Origin of the sequence: Nonomuraea sp. 3-1Str (assembly GCF_031570565.1) — a bacterium.
In the GTDB taxonomy this organism is placed as follows: Bacteria; Actinomycetota; Actinomycetes; order Streptosporangiales; family Streptosporangiaceae; genus Nonomuraea.
The window spans coordinates 163558-181528 of record NZ_JALHBK010000006.1 but is presented as its reverse complement, the minus strand read 5'-3'; the positions used below and the strand labels follow the sequence as shown (position 1 = coordinate 181528).

At 71.1% G+C, this 17971-nt stretch carries 15 protein-coding genes; 6 read left to right on the top strand and 9 right to left on the bottom strand.

The genetic code is table 11. The annotated features are described in order from the left end of the window. Positions 1–85 precede the first annotated feature (85 nt). Together MTP10_RS12915 and MTP10_RS12910 are read right to left on the bottom strand one after the other, a co-directional pair. Positions 86–976: a serine/threonine-protein kinase gene (locus MTP10_RS12915; RefSeq protein ID WP_310709362.1), complete on the bottom strand. Its 891-nt coding sequence runs from the start codon at positions 974–976 to the stop codon at positions 86–88. 54 nt (positions 977–1030) lie between these two features. Further along, positions 1031–2944: an N-6 DNA methylase gene (locus MTP10_RS12910; protein ID WP_310709361.1), complete on the bottom strand. Its 1914-nt coding sequence runs from the start codon at positions 2942–2944 to the stop codon at positions 1031–1033. A 75-nt stretch (positions 2945–3019) separates the two neighbouring features. On the opposite strand from MTP10_RS12910, the gene MTP10_RS12905 reads away from it, so the two are divergent. Further along, complete coding sequence (locus MTP10_RS12905; protein ID WP_310709360.1) at positions 3020–3790, top strand: protein phosphatase 2C domain-containing protein; 771 nt, start codon at positions 3020–3022, stop codon at positions 3788–3790. Positions 3791–3883: 93 nt separating this feature from the next. Then, positions 3884–4768, top strand: coding sequence for a CHAP domain-containing protein (locus tag MTP10_RS12900; protein WP_310709496.1), 885 nt, complete (start codon positions 3884–3886; stop codon positions 4766–4768). 27 nt (positions 4769–4795) lie between these two features. Here the strand turns inward: MTP10_RS12900 and MTP10_RS12895 are convergent, their stop codons facing one another. Beyond that, positions 4796–5848, bottom strand: a complete 1053-nt coding sequence (locus MTP10_RS12895; protein WP_310709359.1) for a glucose 1-dehydrogenase — start codon at positions 5846–5848, stop codon at positions 4796–4798. Between the two features lie 86 nt (positions 5849–5934). Between MTP10_RS12895 and icmF the strand changes: the two genes are divergently transcribed. Further along, positions 5935–9159, top strand: coding sequence for a fused isobutyryl-CoA mutase/GTPase IcmF (gene icmF / locus MTP10_RS12890; RefSeq protein WP_310709358.1), 3225 nt, complete (start codon positions 5935–5937; stop codon positions 9157–9159). A 99-nt stretch (positions 9160–9258) separates the two neighbouring features. Next, complete coding sequence (gene tpx, locus MTP10_RS12885) at positions 9259–9759, top strand: thiol peroxidase (RefSeq protein WP_310709357.1); 501 nt, start codon at positions 9259–9261, stop codon at positions 9757–9759. A 64-nt stretch (positions 9760–9823) separates the two neighbouring features. Here tpx and MTP10_RS12880 read toward each other — a convergent pair whose 3' ends face one another. Further along, positions 9824–10627 (bottom strand): SAM-dependent methyltransferase, encoded by an 804-nt coding sequence (locus tag MTP10_RS12880; protein WP_310709356.1) that lies wholly within the window; start codon positions 10625–10627, stop codon positions 9824–9826. 169 nt (positions 10628–10796) lie between these two features. On the opposite strand from MTP10_RS12880, the gene MTP10_RS12875 reads away from it, so the two are divergent. Next, positions 10797–11576: a helical backbone metal receptor gene (locus MTP10_RS12875; RefSeq protein WP_310709355.1), complete on the top strand. Its 780-nt coding sequence runs from the start codon at positions 10797–10799 to the stop codon at positions 11574–11576. A gap of 19 nt (positions 11577–11595) precedes the next feature. On the opposite strand, the gene MTP10_RS12870 is transcribed toward MTP10_RS12875, so the two are convergent. From MTP10_RS12870 to MTP10_RS12850, 5 genes are read right to left on the bottom strand one after another with little or no spacing between them, the layout of a single operon-like run. Next, positions 11596–12762, bottom strand: a complete 1167-nt coding sequence (locus tag MTP10_RS12870; protein WP_310709354.1) for an ROK family transcriptional regulator — start codon at positions 12760–12762, stop codon at positions 11596–11598. A gap of 3 nt (positions 12763–12765) precedes the next feature. Continuing rightward, positions 12766–13647: a carbohydrate ABC transporter permease gene (locus tag MTP10_RS12865; RefSeq protein WP_310709353.1), complete on the bottom strand. Its 882-nt coding sequence runs from the start codon at positions 13645–13647 to the stop codon at positions 12766–12768. Next, complete coding sequence (locus MTP10_RS12860; protein ID WP_310709352.1) at positions 13631–14551, bottom strand: sugar ABC transporter permease; 921 nt, start codon at positions 14549–14551, stop codon at positions 13631–13633. The genes MTP10_RS12865 and MTP10_RS12860 overlap by 17 nt, the downstream gene beginning before the upstream one ends. Further along, positions 14548–15909 carry an extracellular solute-binding protein gene (locus MTP10_RS12855; RefSeq protein WP_310709351.1) on the bottom strand — a complete coding sequence of 454 codons (1362 nt, stop codon included), beginning with the start codon at positions 15907–15909 and terminating at the stop codon, positions 14548–14550. Before MTP10_RS12855 ends, MTP10_RS12860 begins: the two co-directional genes overlap by 4 nt. A gap of 33 nt (positions 15910–15942) precedes the next feature. Continuing rightward, positions 15943–16830, bottom strand: a complete 888-nt coding sequence (locus tag MTP10_RS12850) for a sugar phosphate isomerase/epimerase (RefSeq protein ID WP_310709350.1) — start codon at positions 16828–16830, stop codon at positions 15943–15945. 112 nt (positions 16831–16942) lie between these two features. Here MTP10_RS12850 and MTP10_RS12845 point away from each other — a divergent pair, with 112 nt between their 5' ends. After that, the gene (locus tag MTP10_RS12845) at positions 16943–17971 is read left to right on the top strand and encodes a zinc-binding alcohol dehydrogenase (RefSeq protein ID WP_310709349.1); all 1029 of its coding nucleotides are present in this window, start codon (positions 16943–16945) and stop codon (positions 17969–17971) included.

Genomic DNA, 17971 nt, shown 5'->3' with positions numbered 1-17971 from the left:
CGGGCCTCACCCAAGGCTGTCAATTGCTGTGAGATAACGATCAGAAAGGCTGAGAGAGCGCGTTCACGCCTATGGCGATCCGGTCTCAGGCGGTGAGGACGCGGCCGACCATCCGGGCGTACATGCGGCCCGGGCTCGGCGCCTTGGCCAGGAAGCCGGGCAGCATCGGCAGCCCCACCGCGTACGGCTCCAGCCGCTCGTACAGCTCGTCCGCCCCCGCCGGCCGGTCGTCGGGCCGCTTCTCCAGCAGCTCGGCCAGCAGCTCGCCGAGCCCGGCGGGCAGGCCCGGGATGGCCGGGGGTCGCTCCTTGACCTGCTTCTCGAACACCACGTAGTCCGTCGGCCCCGTGAAGAGCTGCCGGCCGGTCAGCATCTCGTGCATGACGCAGCCCAGCGCGTACAGGTCGCTGCGGGGCTCGGCGACGCCCCGCTGGATCTGCTCGGGCGCCATGTAGGCGGGTGTGCCGAGAATCTGCCCGATCCGGGTGAACGTCGTGACGTCGGCGTCGCGCAGCATGGCGAGGCCGAAGTCGAGCACCTTCACGCTGCCGTCGGGGCACAGCATGAGGTTGGTCGGCTTGAGGTCGCGGTGGCAGATCGACAGGGCGTGGGCGGCCGACAGCACCGCGCACGCCTGCGCGGCGATCGCGGCGGCCCACGGCACCGGCAGCGGCCCGTGCTCGCTGACCACGTCGGCCACCGTGACGCCCTCGATGAACTGCATCACCTGGAACAGCCGCTGCTCGTGGGTGCCGAAGTCGTAGAGCACCGGCGCGCCCGGGTGCTCCAGCCGGGCCAGGATGCGGGCCTCCCGGATGAAGCGGCGCTCCAGCTCGCCGTCCGGCCCGCTCGGCAGCCGCAGCAGCTTCACCGCGACCCGGCGGTCGAGATGGCGGTCGTGGCCTGCGTAGACGGCCCCCATGCCGCCCTGCCCGAGGGGGAAATCACCGAGCACGTAGCGGTCGCCGATGACCATTCGCCCCTCCACACCGCCTTTCCGGAAGAAACTACACCGTCAACCTCCCCTGCCTCACGGGGTGAGGCCAGGAGCGGGCGGGTGCAGGTGACCGTCGGCCAGCCCGTCGAGGCCCAGCCGGATGAGCGTCTGGCCCAGCGCCGAGGTCTCGCGCAGCGCGTCCTCCAGCACCGCGAGCTGCCGGAACGCCTCGCCGTACGCGCGCTGCTCCTCCAGCGACAGGCGCGGCAGGCGGGTGCGGCGCACGTCGAAGCGGCTGGAGCCGGGGGCCGCGCGGCCCCCGGCGGCCCGCAGGAAGCCGGCCAGGAAGTCGGGGTCGAGGCGACGCTGGTCCACCCGGTAGAGCGTGAGGTGCGGCCCCAGCACGCAGCCGCCCTCGGCCATGACCCGGACGCTGGAGTAGGACGCCACCACGTCACCGGGGCGCACCTGCACCAGGCCCTGCTGCCCGCCCGCGCGGCCGGAGGGCGGCGCGCCGCCGGCCACGTCGTCGGCCGTGAGCACCGCCAGGTCGCCGCCGTCGGCGGCCATCTTGGGCGGCGCCTGGAGCACCGTCACGAGGCCCTCCTTGATGAGGTCGCCGACGGTGGTGGCGGGCTGGTCGAGCGGCTGGTCCAGGACTTTCAGGTCGGGCGGTGTCGTGGAGGCGGCCAGGAAGCGGTCGCGCGCCTCGGTGAAGGCCCGCCCGACGTCGTCGCGGCGCTGGTGACGGGCCGGCGTCATGTCCACCTCGTCGGCCAGCAGGTCGATGATGCGCACCGTACGGTCGGAGCGGTCGTCGAGGTAGTCGCGCCAGGCCGGCTCGACGGCGGACAGGTCGGCCGTCGCGTCGAGGATGAGCACGTCGGACGGCGGGCGCTCGCCCGCGCGCGGCCGGCGCAGCAGCCACAGGTCGGAGCCGGGCAGCGCGACGACGCCGCGCAGGGCGCCGGCCCGCAGCAGGTTGGCCCGGATGCGGCGGCCCGCCTTGCGGCTCGCGGCCGCGGGCGGCATGAGGATCGCGACCAGGCCGCCCGGCTTGACGTGGGTCAGGCAGTGCTGCACCCAGGCCAGCTCCGGCTCTCCACGCGGCGGCAGGCCGTACTCCCAGCGCGGGTCGCCGGTCAGCTCCTCGTAGCCCCAGGCGCGCTCGTTGAACGGCGGGTCGCACAGGACGGCGTCGGCCTTCTCCCCGGCGAAGGCGTCGTGGCGGATGGCGTCGCCCGCGACGACCCGCGCCTCGGCGCCGCGCAGCCGCAGCCGGGCGGCGGTGATGCGGGCGGAGGTGTCGCTGAGGTCCTGCCCGAGCACGCGGGCCGCCTCGGGCGCGAGCAGCAGCGTGCCGACGCCGCACGCGGGATCCAGGATCGTGCCGGGCGCCGAAGGGTCCGCCACGGAGCGGCCCTCCATCAGGGCGGTCGGGGAGCGGCCGTCCACCAGGGAGGTCGTGGGCCGGCCGTCCGTCGCGGGGTGGGCGTCCGCCGGGACGGTGCTCACCAGGCGGACCATCAGCGCGGCGACGTCCTCCCGGGTCACCGAGAGCTGCCGCGAGTGGGCCTCCAGGTAGCGCTCGCACAGGAACTCGTACGCCCTGAGAGGGCCGTCGCGATCGGCCAGCTCGGTCAGCAGCCCCGCCAGCTCGGGCTCCAGCTCGCCACCGCCCCCGTCGGTGGACAGGTCCGTGGACAGGCCCGTGGAAAGGCCGGTGGAAAGAAACGTGCCCGCCGCGGCGACAAGTTCACCCAGGCGTAGATCTCCGGCGGCTTTCAGGCGCTGCCACACACGATCTCCGAGGGATACCTGGTAGGACTTCCCGTAGCGGCGCAGCCACGCCTCCACCTGCCGCAGCGAGAACAATGGCTGATTCGCGGTTCCGCCGACGGGACGGGGGAAGTCGTCGTGGCGGCGTCGCCAGTTGCTCACCGCGGCCCGCCCGACCCCCGCGAGCCGGGCGATGTCCCCGGCGTTCACGGTCGGGTCGTGGCTCATGCGACCAGAGTAGTTCACAAGAGTCTTCAGCGCATCTGCTTGTGAAGTCTTTCAACCAATGATTTACTGCTAGGTATGAAGCACAACATCCGCTATGCCGCCGGATCAGATGTGGGGCGCCGCAGGGAGCAGAACGAGGATTCCGGCTACGCGAGCGGCCGGTTGCTCGTGGTGGCTGACGGGATGGGCGGCCACGCGGCCGGCGAGCTCGCGAGCTCGGCGGCGATCGCCGTCATGCGCGAGCTGGATGCCACGCTTCCGGAGACGGGCTCCGACCTGGAGGCGGCTCTTGAGGGCGCCGTGCACGAGGCGGCGCGCCGGCTGGTCGAGCTGGCGGAGATCGATCCCGCGCGCAGGGGAATGGGAACCACGGTGACCGCCATGCTCTGGGACGGTTACCGGTTCGCCCTGGCTCATCTCGGTGACTCCCGCGGATACCTGCTTCGCGATGGTGCTCTTTACCAGATGACCAAGGATCACACACTTGTGCAGTCGATGGTGGACGAAGGGCGGATAACGGAGGATCAAGCCGCCGTTCATCCCCGTCGCTCCATGGTGCTGCGGGTGCTCGGCAGCGAGGGCCGGGCCGAGCCCGACATGGCGCTGCGCGAGGCCGAGCCCGACGACCGCTACCTGCTGTGCTCCGACGGGCTCACGGCCGTGCTGGGCCCGGAGACGCTGCACGAGGTGCTGACCACGCACCCCGACCCGGCGCTGGCCGTGCAGCGCCTCATCGACCTGGCCAACGAGGGCGGCTCGCCCGACAACGTGACCGTGATCGTGGCCGACGTGGTGGCGCCGGGCACGGGCGATGAGCAGGTCTACCGCGTCGGCGCGGGCGCCTAGGCCCGCCCCTTCGATCCCTTCGGTCACAGAAGTGCCTTTTCTCCTCAGAGCTAGCCACTTTCGCGGTGGGCGGCCCGCGCTCGCCGCGCGGCGATTACCGTACATCGTGATCTGCCGGATTTTCTGGGAGGAGTCGCACTGGACCCCATCGCGGAAGCTCTGCTGCGGCAAGTCCGTCCGGAAGTCGGCTACCGGGAGAAGAGCGGCCAGAACACCAAGTTCGGCCACTGGTACGCCGAGCGCGTCCAGGACGCCCAGTACCGGGACGCGCCCTGGTGCGACATGTTCATCGCCTGGGCGGCGGACCGGGCCGGCATCGCCGACTACGTCGGCCGGTTCGCCTGGACGCCGTCCCACGCGGCGTGGTTCATCAAGCAGGGCGCCTGGTCGTCCCGGCCCGAGCCGGGGGCGCTGGTCTTCTTCGACTGGAAGGGCGGCACGAGCTACCAGGGCATCGACCACGTCGGCATCGTCGAGAGCGTCGCCGGCGGAAAGATCCACACCATCGAGGCGAACGTCGACGGCGTCTGGCTCAAGCGCAAGGTCCGCGAGACCGACAAGGTCGTCGGCTACGGCCTGCCGCGCGTGGTCAAGGCCAACGCCACGCTGAGCGAGATCCGGGCCACCGAGCATCCGCTCGCGCCGTTGCCCAGGGCGCGGGAGCCGCAGGGGTCGGTGTTCGACGTGCTGGGCACGCCGCACGCGCTGCTCGCCGTCATGGTGCTGACGACGATCGTGCTCTCCTTACGCTTCGCCGGACGCCGCCGCGGCACCCACCGCCGCTTCACCTGGCCCTGGAACGCGCCGTCCGGCCCCCGCCCCACCGTCGTGTCCTGGACCGAGGCGGACCCCTCCTGGCTGGACGTGGACGACCACGACGGCGACCGTGTCCCCGTCGTCGCGGGCCACGGCTCCGGAGGTACCGCGCGCGGAGGCGCCACCCCCTCCCGTCGCCGCCCGTACGAGCCGAAACCCTGACGCCGGCACGGAGCGGCGCGGCCGGGATCAGCCGCCGAGGTCGATGACCAGCTTCACGTCGTCGCCGTGGCTCTCGATGGCCTGCGGCGCCTCCTCCAGCGGCAGCCGCCTGGTGATCATCCGCTCCAGCCAGGCGCGATCCGCCGCCGCCAGCGCCTCCGCCGCGGCCCGGAAGTGGCGCTGGTTGGCGTTGACCGAGCCGAACACCACGTCGTTCTCCAGCACGATCTCCCGGTTGATGCGCCCCACGTCCGCGTCCAGCACCTTGCCCGCCGCCGACACGCCGGTCAGGCAGACGACGCCGGCGGCCCCGCTCGCCACCAAGGCGTCGAGCACCATCGGACCCGCCCCCGTGGCCTCGACGATGATGTCCGGGCGCAGGTCGCGCACCGGCTCCAGCGTGCTCCCGGAGTGGAAGACGGCGCCGAGCGAGCGCACCAGATCGGGCTTGATCCCCTCGGTGACCCGGTCGATGACGTGGACCTCCAGCCCTCGCTGCTTGCCGAGCAGCGCGGCCAGCAGGCCGATCGGCCCCGCCCCGACGACGAGCGCCGTACGCGGTCCGAACCACGCCCGCGAGCCCACGGCCTCGATCTGCTCCCACGCCTTGGCCAGGACCGAGGCCGGCTCCATCAGCACCCCGACCCGCTCCAGCCCGGGGTGGAGCCGCACCGCGTAGTCCTCCTCCACGGTCCACCGCTCGCTGCCGTAGCCGTCGAGCGCCTTGATGCCGCGCTCGGTGTAGCGGCCGTTGCGGCACATGTCGAACTCGCCTCTCGCGCAGGCCGGGCACGGCTCCGGGTCGGGCCGGCGCACGACGCCCACGACGAGGTCGCCGGGGGAGAAGGAGGACCCCTCGGGAGCCCGGATCACCCTGCCGAGCGACTCGTGCCCGATGATCATGGTCTTCTTGTCGGCCTGCTCGAAGCCGTACTCGCCGGAGGCCAACTCCCGGTCCGTGCCGCAGATGCCCAGCGCCAGCCCCTGGACGAGCAGTTCGCCCGGTCCGGGCTCCGGGTCGGGCACCTCTTCGACGCGCAGCGTCCCCGGAGCTCCCGGCTGGAAGGTGATCGCACGCATGCCGTACCTGTACCCGGCGGGCGACAGGAAATAGTAGGACGTCCTAGTATCTTGAGAGTAGGCCGCTCAAAGAGGAGTGATCAGGCGTGCACGTTCCGGTCCATCCCGTCCGCTTCGTGACGGCAGCCGCCCTGTTCGACGGCCATGATGCCGCGATCAACATCATGCGGCGCATCCTCCAGTCACAGGGCGCCGAGGTCGTCCACCTCGGCCACAACCGGTCGGTGGACGACATCGTCACCGCCGCCATCCAGGAGGACGTCCAGGGCGTCGCGATCAGCTCCTACCAGGGCGGCCACGTCGAGTTCTTCACCTACCTCGTCGAGCTGCTGCGCGAGCGCGGCGCGGGACACGTCAGGGTGTACGGCGGAGGCGGCGGCGTCATCGTGCCGGAGGAGATCGAGCTGCTGCACTCCCGGGGCGTCAGCCGGATCTTCTCGCCCGAGGACGGCCAGCGTTACGGCCTGCCCGGGATGATCAACAAGCTCGTCGAGGAGTGCGACGTCGAGCTCGGCGACCCGCCCTCGGTGGACGCCGTGGTCTCGGGCGACCAGGCCGCCCTGGCCCGCGCGATCACCCTGGTCGAGTCCGGCCGCGCCCCGGCCGGGCTGCTCGACGGGCTGCGCACGGCGGGGGGCGCCGACGGGCCGGCGGGGCGGCGCGCGCCCGTGCTCGGCATCACCGGCACCGGCGGCTCGGGCAAGTCCTCGCTCACCGACGAGCTGGTACGGCGGCTGCGCGTGGACAACGACGACAAGCTGCGCATCGCGATCGTCGCCATCGACCCCACCCGCAGGCGCGGCGGCGGCGCGCTGCTCGGTGACCGCATCCGCATGAACAGTCTCGGCCCGCAGACCTACTTCCGCTCGCTGGCCACCCGGGGCGCCGCCAACGAGGTGCCCGCCTGCCTGGACGACGTGGTCGCCGCCTGCCGCGCCGCCGGGTACGACCTCGTGATCGTGGAGACGCCCGGAATCGGCCAGGGCGACGCCGGCATCGTGCCGCACGTGGACGTGCCGATCTACGTCATGACCCCCGAGTTCGGCGCGGCCTCCCAGCTGGAGAAGATCGACATGCTCGACTTCGCCGAGGCCGTGGTGATCAACAAGTACGAGCGGCGCGGGGCCGAGGACGCCCTGCGCGACGTGCGCCGCCAGCTCGTGCGCAACCGGGAGGCGTTCGGCGTCTCGCCCGACGACATGCCGGTGTTCGGCACGATCGCCGCCCGGTACAACGACGCGGGGGTGACGGCCCTCTACCACCACCTCAAGGGCCTGCTCGTGGACCGTGGCCTGCCGGCCGGGCCGGGGCTGCTCGCGCCCGTGCGCGGCCGTACCTCCGAGACCTCCGCCGCGATCGTCCCGCCCGCCCGCGTCCGCTACCTGGCCGAGATCGCCGAGACCGTCCGCGCGTACCACGCCGAGACGCTCGCCCAGGCGGAGGTGGCCCGGCGGCGCCAGCAGCTCACCGCCGTGCGGTCCATGCTGGAGGGCGAGGACGAGCGGCTGGCCGAGCTGGAGGCGCGGGCCGGGCGGGAGCTGACCCGCGAGAGCCGGGCGCTGCTCGACTCCTGGCCCGCCACCCGGGAGCAGTACACCGCCGACGAGCTGGTCGTCCGCGTCCGCGACCGGGAGATCCACACCCCGCTGTGGCGCGAGACGCTGTCCGGCAGCCGCATCCCCCGGGTGGCCCTGCCCCGCTACACCGACCACGGCGACCTGCTCCGGTTCCTGCGCTCGGAGAACCTGCCGGGCCGCTTCCCGTTCACCGCCGGGGTGTTCCCGTTCAAGCGCGACGACGAGGACCCCACCCGGATGTTCGCGGGCGAGGGCGACCCGTTCCGCACCAACCGGCGCTTCAAGCTCCTCTCGGAGGGACAGCCCGCCACACGGCTGTCCACCGCGTTCGACTCGGTGACGTTGTACGGCAACGACCCCGCCCCCCGCCCCGACATCTACGGAAAAGTCGGTACTTCGGGGGTGTCGATCGCGACGCTCGACGACATGAAGGCGCTCTACGACGGCTTCGACCTGTCGGCGCCCAACACGTCCGTGTCGATGACCATCAACGGCCCGGCGCCCACCATCCTGGCGTTCTACCTCAACGCCGCCGTCGACCAGGCCCTCGACCGGTTCCGCGCCGAGCAGGGGCGGGAGCCGTCGGAGGAGGAGGCGCGCGACCTGCGCGCCCGCACCCTCGCCACCGTCAGGGGCACGGTCCAGGCCGACATCCTCAAGGAGGACCAGGGGCAGAACACCTGCATCTTCTCCACGGAGTTCTCGCTGCGGATGATGGCCGACATCCAGGAGTGGTTCATCGCCAACGGCGTGCGCAACTTCTACTCGGTGTCGATCTCCGGCTACCACATCGCCGAGGCCGGGGCCAACCCGATCAGCCAGCTCGCGTTCACGCTGGCCAACGGCTTCACCTACGTCGAGGCGTACCTGGCGCGCGGCATGAACGTCGACGACTTCGCCCCGAACCTGTCGTTCTTCTTCTCCAACGGCATGGACCCCGAGTACAGCGTGCTCGGACGGGTGGCCCGGCGCGTCTGGGCCGTCGCGATGCGCGAGAGGTACGGCGCCGGGGAGCGCTCGCAGAAGCTGAAGTACCACATCCAGACGTCGGGCCGCTCCCTGCACGCCCAGGAGATGGACTTCAACGACATCCGCACCACCCTCCAGGCGCTGATCGCCGTCTACGACAACTGCAACAGCCTGCACACCAACGCCTTCGACGAGGCGGTCACCACCCCGTCGGCCGACTCGGTGCGCCGCGCCATGGCCATCCAGCTCATCATCAACCGCGAGTGGGGCCTGGCCCGCAACGAGAACCCGCTCCAGGGCTCGTTCGTCATCGAGGAGCTGACGGACCTGGTGGAGGAGGCCGTGCTGAGTGAGTTCGAGCGGCTGTCGGATCGGGGCGGCGTGCTGGGCGCGATGGAGACGGGCTACCAGCGCGGGCGCATCCAGGACGAGTCGATGCTGTACGAGACGCGCAAGCACGACGGCTCGCTGCCGATCATCGGCGTCAACACGTTCCGCAACCCGCGCGGCGACGAGCCGCACGAGCGGAAGCTGGAGCTGGCCCGCGGCACCGAGGAGGAGAAGCGGTCACAGCTCGACCGGCTGAGCTCCTTCCACGAGCGGCACCGGTCCGAGGCGCCGGCGGCGCTGGCCCGGCTGCGGGAGGCCGCCATGTCGGAGGCCAACGCGTTCGAGGTGCTGATGGACGCCGCGCGGGTCTGCTCGCTCGGCCAGATCACCGACGCCCTGTTCGAGGCGGGAGGCCAGTACCGGCGCAACGTGTGAGACGACGCTCCTGGATGCCGCCCCGGACGTCGGCACGGTGATCGATCCACGCGCGGATAGGATCGCCACCGGGGACCACAGCTAACAGGAGGTTTTCTCATGTCCGAGATCACGTTCAAGGGCAACCCGGTCACGGTCGGGGGCACGTTCCCGGAGCCCGGTGACACGGCGCCCGAGTTCAGGCTGGTGGGCAAGGACCTCGCCGACGTCACGCTCGGGTCGTTCGGCTCCTCGGTGAAGGTGCTCAACATCTTCCCGAGCGTCGACACCGGCGTCTGCGCGGCCTCGGTGCGCCGCTTCAACCAGGTCGCCGCCGAGCACCCGGAGGCCGTGGTGCTGTGCGTGTCGGCCGACCTGCCGTTCGCGCAGCAGCGCTTCTGCGGCGCCGAGGGGCTCGACGGCGTGACCATGCTGTCGCTCATGCGGGGGCGGGAGTTCCTGGGCGAGTACGGCGTCGCGCAGGAGTCCGGGCCGCTGGCGGGGCTCGCCGCCCGCGCGGTGGTCGTGCTCGACGGCGACAACCGGGTGGTCCACTCCGAGCTGGTGCCGGAGATCACCCAGGAGCCGGACTACGACGCCGCTCTCGCCGCCCTGAAGTAACCGCCTGTCCGTGCCGGGGCGTCGCGCGATGGTCGCCGCCCCGGCCGTACGGGCCGCACGGGCCTCAGCTCTTGCGGCCGACCCCGCACACGATGAGGGACGACTGGGGGTCGTCGGCGAAGTCGATCATGTCCGTCTCGTCGGGCCGCCACTGCGGCAGCCACACCATGCCCGGCTCGACCAGGTCGAACCCGGCGAACAGCTCCCTGACGCGGTCACGGCTGCGCAGGACCAGGGGAGAGGTCGCGCTCCGGTAGACCTCGACGCCCTTGTCCACGGCATCGGGCCGGGCGTCGCTGGTGCCGTGCGACATGACCAGGTAGCTGCCGGGGGCCATCGCCTCGCGCAGCGTCCCGATGATCTGCTCGGGGCCGTCGTCCTCGCTCACGAAGTGCATGACCGCGACGAGCAGCACCGCGACCGGCCGGCTGAAGTCGATTAACTTCAACACATCCGGATTTTTCAGGATGCTGCCGGGGTCGCGAGCGTCGCCCTCGACGACGGTGGTGTTCTCGTCGTCGGCCAGCAACGCGCGGGCGTGGACGAGCACGACGGGATCACGGTCCACGTAGACGACGCGCGCCCCCGGCGCGACCTCCCTGGCGACCTCGTGCACGTTCCCCTGCGTGGGCAGCCCGGTGCCGATGTCCAGGAACTGGGTGACCCCGGCCGCGGCCAGATGCCGCACGGCCCGCCCGAGGAACGCCCGGTTGGCCCGCGCGGCGAGGCGTACCTCGGGCGCGACGGCCAGGATCTTCTCGGCGGCCTCACGGTCGGCCGGGAAGTGGTCCTTGCCCCCGAGGTAGTAGTCGTAGAGCCGGGCGACGTTGGGCGTGTTCGGATCGAAGCCCAGCGATTCTCGCTCCAACCGGAGATCCCCCGATCAAGATGTAACGATCTTTATGGGGGATTCTACGGATTCGTTATGTCTCTTGTGGAGAAGCTGCGCACATTCGGCTCAAAATTCACTTGATTTCACTCTTTTTCGGTCAGGCTCTCCGGGAAGAGATCGTAGGAGACCAGGCAAGGGGGCATCTGTGGCGGAACGGGACGCGGACGACGACACCGGGACAGACGACACCGGGACAACCGTGCGGGTGCCCGAGGTCGTGACCAGGATCGTGTCGCTGGTGCCGTCGCTGACCGAGTCGGTGGCGGCGACCGTTCCCCACGCGCTCGTCGGAGCCACCGACTGGTGCTCGCACCCCGCGGACCTGGACGTCACGCGCGTGCGCGGCACCAAGAACCCCGACCTCGACGCGATCCGCGACCTGCGTCCCGACGTCGTCCTGGCCAACGCCGAGGAGAACCGGGAGCCGGACCTCGCCGCCCTGCGCGCGACAGGGGTGGCCGTCTGGGTGACCAGGATCGAGACCCTGGACCAGGCGTTCGTCTCGCTGGAGCGGATGTTCCGGCACGCCTGCCGCGCCCGGCCGCCCGCGTGGCTGGAGGAGGCCCGCGAGGTGTGGCGCGAGCCGGCTCGGGGGCCGCGGCGCACGGCGATCATCCCGATCTGGCGGCGGCCGTGGATGGTGGTGGGGCGCGACACGTTCACCGGCGACGTGCTGCGCCGGCTCGGCGTGGACAACCTGTACGCGGGTCATCCCGAGCGCTATCCCAGGGTGCCGCTGCCCGAGCTGGCCGCGAAGGCGCCCGACCTCGTGGTGCTGCCCGACGAGCCGTACGCCTTCAGCGCCGGCGATGGCCCGGAGTGCTTCCCCGGCCTGCGGTGCGCGCTGGTCAGCGGGCGCGACCTGACCTGGTACGGCCCCTCCCTCGTGACGGCCCGCGACCGCCTCGCCGGCGCGCTGGCGTGACATCCGGGGGAGAGGGGGGTCAGGTGCCGGTCCTGGAGCGCCCGGACGGGGCGGCGAGGGCGGCGTCCACGGCCTCCGGGCTCAGCACGTGCTCCATGACGATCACCGCCGTGCCCACGATCCCGGCCCGCCGCCCCAGCGAGCTGGTCACGATCTTCAGGTTGCGCGTGGTGTACGGCAGGCTGCGCCGGTAGACGCTCTCCCGGATGCCGGTCAGGTAGTGCTCGCCGGTCTCGGCCATGTCGCCGGCCAGCACCAGGACGCCCGGGTTGAGCAGGCTGACCGCGGTCGCCAGCAGCACCCCGAGCGTCCGGCCCGCCTCCTGGGCGCGGGCGATGGCGGCTGGGTCGCCGGCCTGGACGAGCCGCACCACGTCGCGGCTGGACTCCATGCCGAGGTCGGTGGCCAGGGCGTGGCCGCTGGCCAGCGAGGCGACGCAGCCGCGCGAGCCGCACGTGCAGACCCGGTCGTCGCTCTCGCGCAGCCGTACGTGACCGAGGTTGCCGGCGGCGTCCTCGACGCCCCGGTAGACACTGCCGTCGAGCACCACGCCGGTGCCGATGCCGGTGGAGACCTTGACGAGGAGCAGCGCCCGGGTGCTCCGCCAGGAGCACCACCACTCGCCGAGCGCCATCGCGTTCGCGTCGTTCTCCACGAGCACCGGCACGCCGAACGCCGCGCTGAGGCTCTCCCCGATGGGGTGGTCGTCCCAGCCGGGCATGAGGAACGATCTGATCAGCCTGCCGGTGCCGTGGTCCACCGAGCCGGGCAGGTCGACGCCGATGCCGCACACCCGCTCGCGCGGCATGCCGGTCCGGTCGAGCAGCCGCTGGAACGCCTGCCGCACCCACGTCAGCACGGCGTCGGGCCCCCGGTCGATGCGCATCTCGCTGTGCTCCTCGGCCAGCGGCCGGGCGGCGAGATCGGTGAGCGCGACATGGGCGTGGCCGGCGCCGAGGTCGGCCACGAGCACCAGGCGCTTGCCGGCGTCCAGGTCGAGCACGGAGGGCGGCCGGCCGCCCCCGGAGCTGGCGACGCCGGACTCGTGGATGTAGCCGGCCTCGATCAGCCGGTCCACCCGGTCCGTGATCGTGGAGCGGGACAGACCGGTGTACTCGATGAGTTCCTTACGGGTACGGCAGGAGCCATCGCGGATGAGCTGGAGGATGTGCCCCGCCGTCAGCATGGTCTACCCCTTCTCCGCTCCTGCCGTGAGGCCCTCGGTCAGCAGACGCTCGCCGGCGAAGAACACGATCACGATGGGCAGCGTGAGGACCACGGATCCGGCCATGAGCACCGTGGTCGGGATCTCGATGCTACCCGCGAGCTGGGACAGTCCCAGGGAAACCGTCCAGCTCTCCCGCCTCTCGACGAGGAAGAGCAGGGCGAACAGGAACTCGTTCCAGGCGATCATGAACACGTACAGACCGGTCGCCATGAGCGCGGGCTTGGACAGCGGCAGCACCACCCGCCAGATGGTCGACAGGCGCGAGCAGCCGTCGATCGCGGCGGCCTCCTCCACGCTACGCGGCACGGTCTCGAAGTAGTTGCGGAGCATGTATACCGTGACCGGCACGGTCTGCGCGATGTAGACGAGGATCAGGCCGGGCAGCGACCCGCGCAGCCCCATCATCGTGAACAGCACGAAGAGCGGGATGGCCAGCACGATCACCGGGAAGAGATAGACCGACAGGAACAGGAAGTGGACCTGCCGGTGCCCGAAGAAGCGCAGCCGGGCCACCGCGTACGCGCCGGGGATGGAGATCAGCAGCGTGACCACCACGGACGCCACGGCGACGATCGCGCTGTTGCGCATGAAGGTCAGGAACCCCTGCCGGTCCAGCACGTCCGCGTAGGTGGACAGCGTGAGGTTCCGGGGCCAGAGGGAGCCCGGGTCGAGGATGAGCTCCTGGATGTCGCGGACCGACAGCGTGATCATGTAGAGGAACGGGAACGCGGTGACGGCGACCAGCGCCGCGATCACCAGCGGCTTGAGCACACGCAGCGCCGCCCGCTCCACCCGGTCCCTGCTCATCGGCCTGGCGCTCGTCCGCTCAGCCGTTGCGCTCACGTTCGCCTCCCGCGAAGAACCTGAGGTAGAGGACCAGGAAGACGACCAGCACGACGGCGAGCACGATGGCCTGGGCGGCCGAGGCCCCGATGTCGTCGCGCGCGGTCAGGAAGTTGTAGACGCGCACGCTGACCACCTCGGTCCCGGCTCCGCCGCCGGTGAGCAGGTACACGTCGTCGAACTTGGTGAAGGTGAACACGAAACGCAGCACGGCCAGCAGCGCGATGACCCGCGCGAGCTGCGGCAGGACCACGTGCCGGAAGCGCTGCGTGGGCGTCGCCCCGTCCACCAGGGCCGCCTCCTCCAGATCGGCGGGCAGCGCCTGGAGCCTGGCCAGGATGAACAGGAACGCGAACGGGAAGTACCGCCACGCCTCGAACGCGATGACCGTCAGCAGCGCCACCGGCACCTCCACCCCGAGGAAGGTGCCCTTGGCCTGGCTGAGGAAGGCGATCGGCTGGCTGAGCCAGGTGTTCACGATGCCGTACTGGGGGTTGAGCATCGTCTCCCACAGGAACGCGACGGCCACGACCGGAGCCACGTACGGCACGAGGATGGAGGCCCGCACCAGCGTGCGCCCCCTGAACCGGTCGCGCAGCGCCAGCGCGGTGACCAGCCCGACGGCGATGGACAGCGCCGTGCCGGCCACGGTGTAGACGAGCGTGTTGACCAGCGCGGTCCAGAAGCCCGGCTCGGAGATCACGTACCGGAAGTTCTCCAGCGTGTAGTCGCCGAACAGGCCCTTGCTCCGGATGTTGATGAGCCGCACGTCCTGGAAGGCCAGCATGATCGCCCACAGGAGCGGCAGCACGACCACGACGACCGTGATGACCAGGGTGGGCGAGATCAGCGCGAGCCCGGCCCGCCCCTCCTGCTGCCTGAGGGTGCGGGGGCGCGGGCTCACTGGCGGATCCCGCGCTTGATGGTCTCGACGTCCTTCTTGGCCTGGGCGGCGGCGGCCTGGGGTGTCAGCGAGCCGTCCGCGACCTGGCTGAGCGCCTTCGGCACCGGCAGCTCACCCATCGTGGCGCCCACCAGCTTGCCCTGGCCCTGCGTGATGCCCCAGCGGCCGAAGTGGTCGGGGCCGGCGCGCAGCGCGTCGAGCACGGAGACCGGGTACACGTCGGCGAGCGGCTTCTTGGTGTCGACGCCGGCGGGCAGCTTGTTCCAGGCGGCGGCGTAGGTCTTGCGGGTGGGGAACTTGCCCTCCGGGGCCATCCCGATCCACCGCTCGTAGCCCTCGTTCATCGCGTACGCGACGAACTTGGCGGCGGGGTCCTTGGCCGCGTCGCGGGTGACGACCCACGAGACGATCTCCCCGTACTGGGCGGGCGCGCTCCCGTCGGGCCCCTTGAGCGCGGTGACGACGCCGGTGTTCCTGGCCAGCCAGCCCGGGTCCTTCTTGCACTGCTCACAGCTCGGCAACGCGTCCTTGCGCAGCCCCGCCAGCTCGTCGAGGATGAACGACGACCAGATGACCATGGCGGCCTTGCCGGAGAAGTAGGTGGCGCGGGTGGAGTCGACGTCCTGCTTGCCCTTGACCGAGTAGTTCCTGACGAGGCCGGCGTAGAAGCCGAACGCCTTAACGCACTGCGGCGAGTCGAGCGTGACGTTGCCGGAGCCGTCCACGAGCTGACAGCCGTTGGCCAGGGCCACGTGCTCGAAGCTCTGCGCGGTGAAGGAGTCCTTGGGGGCGATGGCCAGCGTGATGCCGGCGACGCCGCCGGTGTTGAGCTTGCGCGCCGCCGCCTCCAGCGCCTCGTACGTGTCGGGTGGCGCCAGCCCGGCCTTGTCGAACAGGTCCTTGCGGTACAGGACGAGCTGGGCCCAGGCGTCGCTGGGCACGGCCAGCAGCTTGCCGCCGGAGCTGTCGAGGTCGAGGGCGCGCTGGGAGAACGTGCCACGGCCCAGCTGGTCGACGACCTTGGCCGGCGTCTCGGTGTCGAGCAGGTCGTTGGCCTCCAGCTCGCGCACCGACGACAGCGGGAGGGCCCCGATGACGTCGGGCAGCTTGCCGGCGGCGGCCGCCGAGGTGACGATCTGGCTGAACTGGTCCTCGGCCACTCCGACCAGGTTCACCTTGATCCCGGTCTTCTTGGTGAAGTCGGCGGCGATCCGCTGCTGCACGGCCATCCGGTCGGGCAGGTTCTCCTCGGTCCAGACGGTGATCTGGTTGCTCGCCTTCTCCTCGTCGCCGCAGGCGGCCAATGTGGCCGTGGCCATCAGGGCGACACAGAGCACGGCGGTTGTCCTCTTCGGCATGGCGCGCTCCTCCGTTGCGGGGATATGCCGCACTTACCCCCGCACGAGATGGCGCAACGTCCGGTACGCGATACCGAGACCGGTCTGTACCCTGTCCGTGCTGCCGGTCCACTCGGGGTCCTCGTGCTCGACGGAGACCACCCCGTCGTACCCGCCCCGGCGCAGCGCGCCGATCACCATGGTCCAGTCGACCTGGCCCAGCCCGGGCACCCGGAACCGGTACCACCCCTTCTCGCCGCTGATCGGGCCGTAGAAGCCGAAGCGGTTGATGGTGCCCGGCAGCAACTCGGTGTCCTTGGCCTGCACGTGGGAGATCTGCGACATGTACGGCATGGCGGCCGCGACCGGGTCGATGCCGAGCGCGACGAGGTGCGAGGGGTCGTAGTTGAGCCGCAGCCCGAGCGTGAACATCCACTCCCACAGCTCGGGGGAGTAGGCCAGGTTGCCCGGGTAGCCGTCGGGGTGCCAGCTCTTCATCAGGCAGTTCTCGATGACGAGGTCGACTCCGTGGTCGCGGGCGTGGGCGACGAGGGGGCGGAAGACGCCCTCGGCGCGTTCGAGGTTGTCGCGGACCGACAGGCCGGGGTCACGGCCGACGAACGTGCCGACGGTGGGGCAGCCGAGCGCCGCCGCGGCCTCCACGCACCGGCGCACGTGCGCGTTCACCTCCGCCCCAGCGCGAGGGTGCAGATTGTTCTCGTAATAGGCGATCGAGGAAAGGGTGAGTCCGGTCTCTGCGAAGATTCTCCCGACCCGCTCTCTTTCGGCTTCGTCGAAACGGTCCACTCTGATGTGATTTCGGGTATCCGTCGACGGCCATCCGGCGACTTCGAGCGCCTCGAAACCATGCGCGGCGGCCCAGCGGGCGACATCCACGAGATCGAGCTCGGGGAGACAGGCGGTCAGGAAACCCAATTTCATTGTTACCTCCGTCGAAGTCCTGGACTTAAGAGTGTTATCCGCTCAACTATGGTCTGCGTGCACGTACTAATTCCTTGACTTTCGTTTGATCAATAATCGTAAGCGTGGGGGAATGCGCGTCATCACCTTTGAAGGACCAGGCCGCGTCCGTGTCGGCGTCGAGCCGCCCGCCGCCCTCGGTCCGGGCTCCGTCCGGGTCCGCACCCTGTATTCCGGGGTTTCGGCGGGCACCGAACTCACCGCCTACCGCGGCACCAATCCGTACCTCACCCGCAGGTGGGACGTCGAGCGCCGGCTCTTCGTCGACGGCCGCACCCACGCCTATCCGCTCACCGGATGGGGCTACCAGGAGGTCGGCGAGGTCGTCGAGGCCGCGCCCGAGGTCGCCGACCCGCCCGTCGGCAGCCTCGTGTGGGGCATCTGGGGCCACCGGGCGGAGGCCGTCGTGCCCGCCGAGCGGCTGGCCGGCCACGTGCTGCCGCCCGGCGCCGACCCGCTGACCGGCGTGTTCGCCCGCGTCGGAGCCATCGCGCTCAACGCCGTCCACGCGGCCGACCTGCGCCTCGGCGACCAGGTCGCCGTCTTCGGCCAGGGCGTCATCGGCCTGCTCGCCACCCGGATGGCCGTGCTCAGCGGCGCCCGGGTCCTCGCGGCCGACGCCATCCCGGCCCGGCTGGAGCTGGCCCGGGCCTTCGGGGCCGCGGAGACGTTCGACGTGCGCTCCGGCTCGGTCGCCGAGATCGTGCGCAAGCGCGTCGAGGGCGCCGACAGCGCCATCGAGCTGAGCGGCAGTCACCAGGGTCTGCACGAGGCCATCAGGACCGTGCGCCGGGGCGGCCGGGTCGTGGCCGCCGGCTTCTACCAGGGCGACGCGACCGGCCTGCGGCTGGGCGAGGAGTTCCACCACAACCAGGTGCAGCTCGTCTCCTCCCAGATCGGCGGCGTCGCCTCATGGCTGTCCCACCGCTGGGACGTCGAGCGGCTCCAGCGCACCTTCATGGAGCTCGTCCACCGGGCCGAGGTGAGCGTCCTCGGCCTGGTCAGCCACGTGGTCCCCGCAGGGGAGGCCGCCACGGCCTACGAGCTGCTCGACCACCGGCCGTCGGACGTCCTCCAGCTCGTCTTCCGATTCGAGGAGTGA